Source organism: Streptomyces sp. NPDC050422 (assembly GCF_044458665.1).
GTDB lineage: Bacteria > Actinomycetota > Actinomycetes > Streptomycetales > Streptomycetaceae > Streptomyces.
Map to the genome: position 1 here is coordinate 1 of NZ_JBITIE010000048.1, position 8,346 is coordinate 8,346.

Consider the following 8,346-nt stretch of genomic DNA (forward strand, 5'->3'; position numbering starts at 1 on the left):
GGAACGTCCCGCTTCGCGGCACGTTCCCGAAAACCAGCACGAACCCCTACGAATTAGCTCCGCCAGGGTTGACGAAACAGATAGGGGCACCCCCCCGGTCCCACATCGACGGCGCGGCCGCTGCGGCCGCGCCGTCCCGCGTCCCGGCACCTCGGTGGCCGTACCACTCGCGACCAGGTGAACTCCTGGAACGAGTTGGGACTGAACGGTGACAATTGTGGGGCGATCTACCCGCAGGCGGTGTGATTATCTTTCGCTGAGCGCGCATGTGCAGCGTGCGGGGGTGGGAGCCTGCGGGCTCCCTGGGGCCTTGGCGGGACCAGGCCGTGTGAGGGGAGACGACCACATTGAACGGGCAGCCGATATCGGGGGCATCGGCCGGGGCGGACAGCGGACGGCGGGGGCGTGGGTCCACCGGTCTGCTGGCTCTGGTACTGGGTGCGCTGCTGTTGCTGGTGACGGCGTGCGGCGGGGGAGACACCGACAGCGGGGGCAAGGGCGGCAAGGCCGACGGGGCGGGCGCGGGGGACACCAGCGCCTCCCAGGCCGTCGTGAACATCGTGCCGAAGGACGGGGCCGATTCCGTCGCCACGAGCGGGGCACTGAAGATCTCGGCCGAGCAGGGGAAGCTGGCCACGGTCAAGGTCTCCGACCCGAAGGGGGCCGACGTCGCGGGGAAGATCGCGGCCGACGGGACGAGCTGGGAGCCGGACCGGCACCTGGCCTCGGCGACCAAGTACAAGGTCCACGCGGTCGCCAAGGACGCGAAGGGCCGTGAGTCGGCGAAGGACACCACCTTCACCACGCTGGTCCCGCAGAACACCTTCATCGGGCAGTACACCCCGGAGGACGGTTCCACGGTCGGCGTCGGCATGCCGGTCTCGATCCACTTCACCCGGGGCATCACCGACCCGGAGTCCGTCGAGAAGGCCATCGCGGTGACGGCCGAGCCCGCCGTCGCGATCGAGGGTCACTGGTTCGGCAACGACCGGCTGGACTTCCGTCCCGAGGACTACTGGGCCGCGGGCACCAAGGTGACCGTGAAGCTCGACCTCGACGGCGTCGAAGGACGCCCGGGGGTCTACGGCAAGCAGACCAAGACGGTGTCGTTCACCGTCGGCCGCCGGCAGGTCAGCACCGTCGACGCGAGTTCGCACCGGATGAAGGTCGTCCGCGACGGAAAGCAGGTCAAGGACATCCCGATCTCGGCGGGAGCCCCGGCCACCACCACGTACAACGGCCAGATGGTCATCAGCGAGAAGCTCCGGGTGACCCGGATGAACGGTGACACCGTGGGCTTCGGCGGCGAGTACGACATCAAGGACGTGCCGCACGCGATGCGGCTGTCCACGTCGGGCACCTTCATCCACGGCAACTACTGGGGCGGCTCGGGCATCTTCGGCGCCAGCAACACGAGCCACGGCTGTGTCGGGCTGCAGGACGCGCGTGGCGCCGGTGACCCGAGCACTCCGGCTGCCTGGTTCTTCAACAGCTCGCTGATCGGCGACGTCGTGATCGTCAAGAACTCCCACGACGACACGATCCAGCCGGACAACGGTCTCAACGGCTGGAACATGAGCTGGTCGGAGTGGACCAAGTAGGTCCCGTCGTACGGAACACGGAACGGGCCCGGCGCTGTGACCAACAGCGCCGGGCCCGTTCCGTGTTAGCGCCGGTTAACCTTCCTCCCATGACCGTAACCCTCGAAGTAAGCGACGGCGTCGGCACGATCCGGCTGGACCGTCCCCCGATGAACGCCCTGGACATCGCCACCCAGGACCGGCTGCGCGAGCTCGCCGAAGAAGCGTCACGGCGTGACGACGTGCGCGCCGTGGTGCTCTACGGCGGCGAGAAGGTGTTCGCGGCCGGAGCGGACATCAAGGAGATGCAGGCGATGGACCACCCGGCGATGGTCGTACGGTCCAAGGCGCTGCAGGACTCCTTCACCGCGGTGGCCCGGATCCCCAAGCCGGTCGTCGCCGCCGTCACCGGGTACGCGCTCGGCGGCGGCTGCGAACTGGCCCTGTGTGCGGACTTCCGGATCGCCGGGGACAACGCCAAGCTGGGGCAGCCGGAGATCATGCTCGGGCTGATCCCGGGCGCGGGCGGCACCCAGCGCCTCGCCCGGCTGGTGGGCCCCGCCAAGGCCAAGGACCTGATCTTCACCGGCCGTCATGTGAAGGCCGAGGAGGCCCTGACCATGGGGCTGGTGGACCGTGTGGTGCCCGCCGCCGAGGTGTACGAGCAGGCGCACGCTTGGGCCGCCAAGCTGGCGAAGGGCCCGGCGCTCGCGCTGCGCGCCGCCAAGGAGGCCGTCGACGCCGGACTGGAGACGGACATCGACACCGGTCTCACGATCGAGCGGACCTGGTTCGCCGGACTCTTCGCCACCGAGGACCGGGAGCGCGGAATGCGCAGCTTTGTGGACGAAGGTCCGGGCAAGGCCAAGTTCCTCTGACCGAACGCCAGTTGGGAACGGCAGGGCGGGCGTTCATCCGTGTGGGCGGATTAGCCGAGCCTTAAGGCAACCTTAAGGCTCGGCCTTCCGGTCGCCGTGGCAAACCCGTTCGGGTGCGGTATCCGTGCAGGTCAGTGCAGGTGTCGAGCGGGGCATTCTGCCAGCGGCATATGCCTGAAGCCCTCTGCGGAACGCCTGATTCCGGGTCAGGGATTCCCGCGGAACGGCCACGGAACGCCCGCTGTGCAGCCATGATGGTGTCCATGGCGGGCCTGGAGGGTGTGGAGCAGCCGCGACAGCGCAGCAGCGCGACAGCGGCACGGAGGATGCCGGCCGTCGAGGACGAACAGGCGTTCAAAGCGCTGGAGTTGTTCGGAAATCCGACGGAGGACGAAGTCCGGCTGCCCTCCCGTCCGGAGTCCGCCGCCACCGCCCGCAGGATCACCTCCTGTGTGGTGCTGCGTCAGTGGGGGCTCTCCCCGCAGACCGCCGAGCACGCCGTTCTGCTCGTGTCCGAACTCGTCGGGAACGCCGTGCGTCACACCGGCGCGAGGGTCTTCGGGTTACGGATGATGCGCCGTCGCGGCTGGATCAGGATCGAGGTGCGCGACCCCTCGCGCGGACTGCCGTGCCTGATGCCCGTCCAGGAGATGGACGTCAGTGGCCGCGGGCTCTTCCTGGTCGACAAGCTCTCCGACCGGTGGGGCGTCGATCTGCTGCCGCGCGGCAAGACCACCTGGTTCGAGATGCGGACCTCCGACCGCTGACCACCGGCCTGTTGCCGCCTTCGCCCCGGACGCACGGGAGCTGACGGACGCACGGGAAGCCCCCCGGATGCACAGGAGCCCCCGGATCGGCCGTGGTGCGGCGCTTCGGGGGCTTCTGTGTGGGGGCCGTGAAATGGGGGGTGTGTTCACGGCCGCTTGTGACGACCTGGCCCGGGTCGATGGGGGTCGTGTCCCCGACTATGGCAGACGGACGACTCCATCGCCAAAGCCTCAAATCGGGCATGTCGTGACGCATGTGAACATTTCTTCAATGAATCACAGGTGTGTTGGGTCACTCGCCTGGTAATCGGTGAATACACAGGGGATTCCCCGGGTGATTCATTGATCGCCCAAAGGGTGGACGTGCGCATCCGTGTGACCTTCGGCGGCCACCGTGGGTCAATTGTTATTTTCCGGACATCGCGCACTTAGTGTTCTGCGCATGAATGCCCCTGACAGACCGGTGCACCGCCGCAGCGCCCTGCGAGCAGGAGCCGGGGCCGCCCTCGCGGCCACCCTCGCCGCCGGCTGCGCGGACCCGGACGCCGCCGGTACACCGGCGAAACCCACCACTCGCCCGGCACCGAAGAGGCAGGCCGCCACCACCGGCGCCCACGCCCCCGCGCCCGCCCCGCACCGCATCCCCGGGCAGCCCGCGCAGATCGAGCACGGCCCCCGCGACCGGGCGCGCGTCGCCCTCACCTTCCACGGCCAGGGCGACCCCGCCGTCGCCCGGACCGTCCTGGGAGAGGCCGAACGCGCCGGTGCGAGGGTCACCGTCCTCGCCGTGGGCAGCTGGCTGGACGAGCACCCGGAGATGGCCCGCCGGATCCTCGACGGCGGCCACGACCTCGGCAACCACACCCAGCACCACGTCGACATCTCCTCGATGGACGAGACCCGGGCGTACGCGGAGATCACCGACTGCGCCCAGCGGCTGCGCCGGCTCACCGGCTCCATCGGCACATGGTTCCGGCCCTCGCGCACCCGGTACGCCACCCCGCTCGTCCAGCGGCTCGCCGCCCGCGCCGGATACCCGCACGTCCTCTCGTACGACGTGGACTCCCTCGACTTCACCTCTCCCGGCGCCGCGGCCGTCACCCGCAAGGTGGCCGGGGAGATCCGTAACGGATCGGTGGTGAGCATGCACTTCGGCTATGCGGACACGGTCGCCGCGCTGCCCCTCCTCCTCACCGAACTCGACCGCCGCCAACTGCGTGCGGTGACGACCACGGAGCTGCTGACCTGATGCCTCCCTCCACCACACGCACCGCGGCCCTGCTCGGGGGCGTCCTGCTCGCCGCGCTCACCGGCTGCGGCACCCCCGCGGACAAGGCGTCCGACGCCCCCTCCGAGGCCGCCGCCCCGCCTGCCAGGCCCGAGCGCGTCACGCCGCCCGCGCCGCCGGGACTGCCCGGGATGCCACCGGTGCTCGACGCCAGGAACGTGTACGCGGCCGACGCCCCCGGAAAGCTGTCGCCGGTCGTCAAGGACTTCCCGTCCCGGGTGTACGTGCCCAACACCAACTCCAACACCGTGTCGGTCATCGACCCCGCCACGTACAAGGTCATCGAGACGATCCCGGTCGGCCGTCAGCCGCAGCACGTCGTCCCGTCCTGGGACCTCAAGACGCTCTGGGTCAACAACGACGTCGGTGACAGCCTCACCGCCATCGACCCCGCGACGGGGAAGGCCGGGAAGACGGTCGGCGTCTCCGACCCGTACAACCTCTACTTCACGCCGAACGGCAAGTACGCCATCGTGATGGCCTCCATGGACCGTGAGCTGGTCTTCCGTGACGCGCACACCATGAAGACGGCCAAGACCGTCCCGGTGAGCTGCGCGGGCGTCAACCACGCCGACTTCTCCGCGGACGGCCGCTACTTCATCGTCTCCTGCGAGTTCTCCGGCGAACTCCTCAAGGTCGACACGGCGAAGATGGAGGTGGTGGGCCAGCAGAAACTGCCGTTCAAGGGCGCCATGCCGCAGGACGTCAAGCTGTCCCCCGACGGCAGCACCTTCTACATCGCGGACATGATGGCCAACGGCGTGTGGGTGCTGGACGGGAAGAAGTTCACCGAGCCCGAGCTGCTGCCCACCGGCAAGGGGTGCCACGGGCTTTACGTCAGCCGCGACGCCAAGGAGATGTACATCTCCAACCGCGGCGAGGGCTCGGTCTCCGTCTTCGACTTCGCGCAGAAGAAGCTGGCGAAGAAGTGGCACCTGCCGAACGGCGGCAGCCCGGACATGGGCGGGGTCTCGGCGGACGGCAAGGTCCTGTGGCTGTCCGGGCGTTACAACTCCGAGGTGTACGCGATCGACACCACCACCGGCAAGCAGCTGGCCCGGATCCCGGTGGGCAGCGGACCGCACGGCCTCGCCGTCTACCCGCAGCCGGGCCGCTACTCGCTCGGCCACACCGGCGTCTTCCGCTGAGGCGGGCCCCGGACCGGCCGGTGACTCACCCAGCGACCAGCAGGGCCTCCGAGCCCACCGGCCGGTAACCCGCCGCCTGGAACGTCCGCACACTGCGGGCGTTCCCCGGCGACTGCTGGGCCCACACCACGGTGTCCGGCACCAACTGCCGGGCCGCCCGCGCCAGCCGCTCGCCGAGCCGCTTCCCGCGCGCCTCCTCGGCCACCTCGATCGCCGTCTCCCAGCGGCCCGCGACCCCGCGGCCGAGGATCAGCACCCCGCCCTCGGTCCCCCAGACCCGTACCTCGTCACGGAACTTCACCGCCCGTGCCACCCGGGGGTGTCCGGGGTCGCGGATCTCCCGCAGGTCCAGTTCCGGGGCGCCCGGCAGCGCGGGGGCGACCGTGAGGAGGTCGATCGTGTTCATGTGCCGCCCGGTCCGGGCCATCAGGGCGGTCAGGAAGTGCGGGTTCATCGTCGCGGCGAGCGCGTCCCCGGGGGTGGCGGCGAGTGCGTCGCGCACCCACCCCGGGTCCTCGTCGGTGAAGACCACCGAGTGCGCGGTGAACGCCAGCACTCCGGCGTCACGGGGGTTCGGCTGCCGCACCACGGTCGTGGAACCGTCCGGCGGCGGGAACCGTCCGTGCGCGGCGGCGTCCAGGATCCGTGCCAGTGCATCGCTCATCGCGCCTCGCGCTCCCCGCTCGGGCCACCGGCCACCGGGCGGTGGACGGCCCACCCATGATCGACGACCGGCCGCCGCCGGGGCCATCCGTCGCGCCCGTTAATCTGACCTCCGTCAGACAGTCATACGAAGGGGCGGAAAAGTGGCGGACATCGAGTCGGCGCGCAAGGCATTCGAGCGGTTCGACCTGAACGGCGACGGGCTGATATCGGCTGTCGAGTACAAGAGCGTCATGGCTCAGCTGGGTGACCCCTACGTCACCGAGACGGTCGCACAGGCCGTGATCAACTCCCACGACGCGAACGGGGACGGGCTCCTCACCTTCGACGAGTTCTGGGCCGCACAGAACTGACGTCCGCAGGACCCCCGGCCGGCGGGCCGGGGGGCCGCAGGACGGCGCCCGGGGGCGCGTTCACGAGACGGCCGGGGCCACCGGCTCCGCCGCGCGGAAGGCCTCGTCCGGGGTCGCCACCGGGCCGAACAGATCGTGCAGCCGGCCGGCCCGCAGCAGGCGCAGGATCCGCGGGCAGGCACAGACGAGCCAGAACCGCCCCTCGCGGTCCAGCGCGCGCCGGCGGGCCCGGCACAGCAGCGTCAGCCCCGAGCAGTCGAGGAAGCTCACCTCCGTGAGGTCGACCACCAGCTGGGGTGAGCCGTCCGACGTCGCGCCGTCCAGTGCCGGTGCGATGAGCGCGGCGGTCGCGATGTCGATCTCGTCGCGCAGGGCCACCACCGTGCGTCCGTCCCTGCGGTACACCCGGCCGCACGGCTCGGGCAGCAGGGGCGTCACGGGGGGTGCCGTGGGGGCCGGCGTCTCGGTCATCAATGCCTCTCCTCGCAGCGCCGGGCCCCGTGGACGTACCGGGGGCCCGCATGACAGTCAGTGGGGGACGGTCGGTGAGGTGACAGTCGGTGAACCTAACCCGAGGGTCCGCCGAGTGGCGATGCAGAAACGTTCGCGCTTTCTCCAATGCCTCCTTCCGGGTGAATGTCTGTTCTTCCCATGGACACGGGCAGGCGATTTGTGTGGTTGTCAGTCAGGAAAGGGGGGGTGGGTGGTGATCCCGTCCCGTGTGCCCGCACCTGTCCGCCGCAGGTCCACGGCCGCCGTGCTCGCGGTGGCGGTGACGTGCCTCCTGGCCGTGCCTGCCGCGCTGCTGGGAGCGACAGCCATGGGGCACGGCACCGGCGAACTGCGCATACCCGGCGCCGGAACCGCCACCCTGCTGCGGACGGCCCTCTTCGGGGCCCTCGCCGTCCACATCGGCGCACTCGCGGCGGACGCGCTCGTCCGCTCCGTGCCCGACCGGCCCCGCACCGCCCCGCGCAGCTGGGCCACAGCCGCCTCGGCCGTCGGCGCGCTCGCCGCCGCGGGCCAGATCGTCCGGCTGGCCCGGGTCAGCGACCTTGGCCTCGTGGAGACCTACGGGACGCGGGAGGGCGGGCTGCTCCTGCTGACCGCCAACGGCCTCGTCCTCGCCGCCTGCTGCGCCGCGAGCCGGCGCCCGGCCCTGGCCGCGCTGCCGCTCGCCCTGGGCGTCGGTGCGGAGGCCCTGCGCGCCCACCCCGAGGCGTACAGCCCGCTCGTCGGCTCCGCGCTGACCGTTGTCCACCTGACGGCCGCCTCGCTGTGGACCGGTGGGCTCCTCCACGTACTGCGCACCATGCGGCTGTGGCGGGCGGCACCGGGTGCGGCCCGTGCCCTCCTCGGCCGCTACGCCCGCCTCGCCGTATGGCTCTACGCGGCCCTGGCGGCGACCGGCACGTGCAGTGCCCTGCGCCGGCTGCCGTCGGACACCGTCCTCACCTCGGCGTACGGGCGCACGCTGCTGGCCAAACTCTTGCTGGTGGCCGTCGTGAGCGCGCTGGCACTGGTGGCGCGACGACGGCTGGCCCGGGACGCGGATCCGGCGGGCGCCCAACGCTGCGCGCGCCGCGAAGCGGTCGTGCTGGGGGCGGTCGTGCTGGTGTCGGCGGTGCTGACCGTCGTACCGGACCCCCACTGGATCGGCACCCGCTGA

9 protein-coding genes are annotated in these 8,346 nt (G+C 70.8%); 7 read left to right on the top strand and 2 right to left on the bottom strand.

What is annotated here, in order from left to right; translation table 11 throughout:
- The first annotated feature begins 347 nt into the window (after positions 1–347).
- From ACIBJG_RS38405 to ACIBJG_RS38425, 5 genes are all read left to right on the top strand, one after another.
- Complete coding sequence (locus tag ACIBJG_RS38405) at positions 348–1,601, top strand: Ig-like domain-containing protein (RefSeq protein WP_399314935.1); 1,254 nt, start codon at positions 348–350, stop codon at positions 1,599–1,601.
- 89 nt (positions 1,602–1,690) lie between these two features.
- Entirely contained in the window at positions 1,691–2,458 is a 768-nt protein-coding gene (locus ACIBJG_RS38410) for an enoyl-CoA hydratase/isomerase family protein (RefSeq protein WP_399314937.1), read from the top strand.
- Between the two features lie 251 nt (positions 2,459–2,709).
- On the top strand, positions 2,710–3,225 hold the full coding sequence (locus ACIBJG_RS38415; RefSeq protein WP_399314939.1) for an ATP-binding protein: 516 nt from the start codon (positions 2,710–2,712) through the stop codon (positions 3,223–3,225).
- 442 nt (positions 3,226–3,667) lie between these two features.
- Positions 3,668–4,474 (top strand): polysaccharide deacetylase family protein, encoded by an 807-nt coding sequence (locus tag ACIBJG_RS38420; protein ID WP_399314940.1) that lies wholly within the window; start codon positions 3,668–3,670, stop codon positions 4,472–4,474.
- Positions 4,474–5,661: a beta-propeller fold lactonase family protein gene (locus tag ACIBJG_RS38425; RefSeq protein WP_399314942.1), complete on the top strand. Its 1,188-nt coding sequence runs from the start codon at positions 4,474–4,476 to the stop codon at positions 5,659–5,661. The genes ACIBJG_RS38420 and ACIBJG_RS38425 overlap by 1 nt, the downstream gene beginning before the upstream one ends.
- A 25-nt stretch (positions 5,662–5,686) precedes the next feature.
- Here the strand turns inward: ACIBJG_RS38425 and ACIBJG_RS38430 are convergent, their stop codons facing one another.
- Complete coding sequence (locus ACIBJG_RS38430; RefSeq protein WP_399314944.1) at positions 5,687–6,325, bottom strand: GNAT family N-acetyltransferase; 639 nt, start codon at positions 6,323–6,325, stop codon at positions 5,687–5,689.
- 142 nt (positions 6,326–6,467) lie between these two features.
- On the opposite strand from ACIBJG_RS38430, the gene ACIBJG_RS38435 reads away from it, so the two are divergent.
- Complete coding sequence (locus ACIBJG_RS38435; RefSeq protein ID WP_124716283.1) at positions 6,468–6,677, top strand: EF-hand domain-containing protein; 210 nt, start codon at positions 6,468–6,470, stop codon at positions 6,675–6,677.
- 60 nt (positions 6,678–6,737) lie between these two features.
- Here the strand turns inward: ACIBJG_RS38435 and ACIBJG_RS38440 are convergent, their stop codons facing one another.
- Complete coding sequence (locus ACIBJG_RS38440) at positions 6,738–7,148, bottom strand: STAS domain-containing protein (protein ID WP_399314947.1); 411 nt, start codon at positions 7,146–7,148, stop codon at positions 6,738–6,740.
- 235 nt (positions 7,149–7,383) lie between these two features.
- On the opposite strand from ACIBJG_RS38440, the gene ACIBJG_RS38445 reads away from it, so the two are divergent.
- Complete coding sequence (locus ACIBJG_RS38445; RefSeq protein ID WP_399314950.1) at positions 7,384–8,346, top strand: CopD family protein; 963 nt, start codon at positions 7,384–7,386, stop codon at positions 8,344–8,346.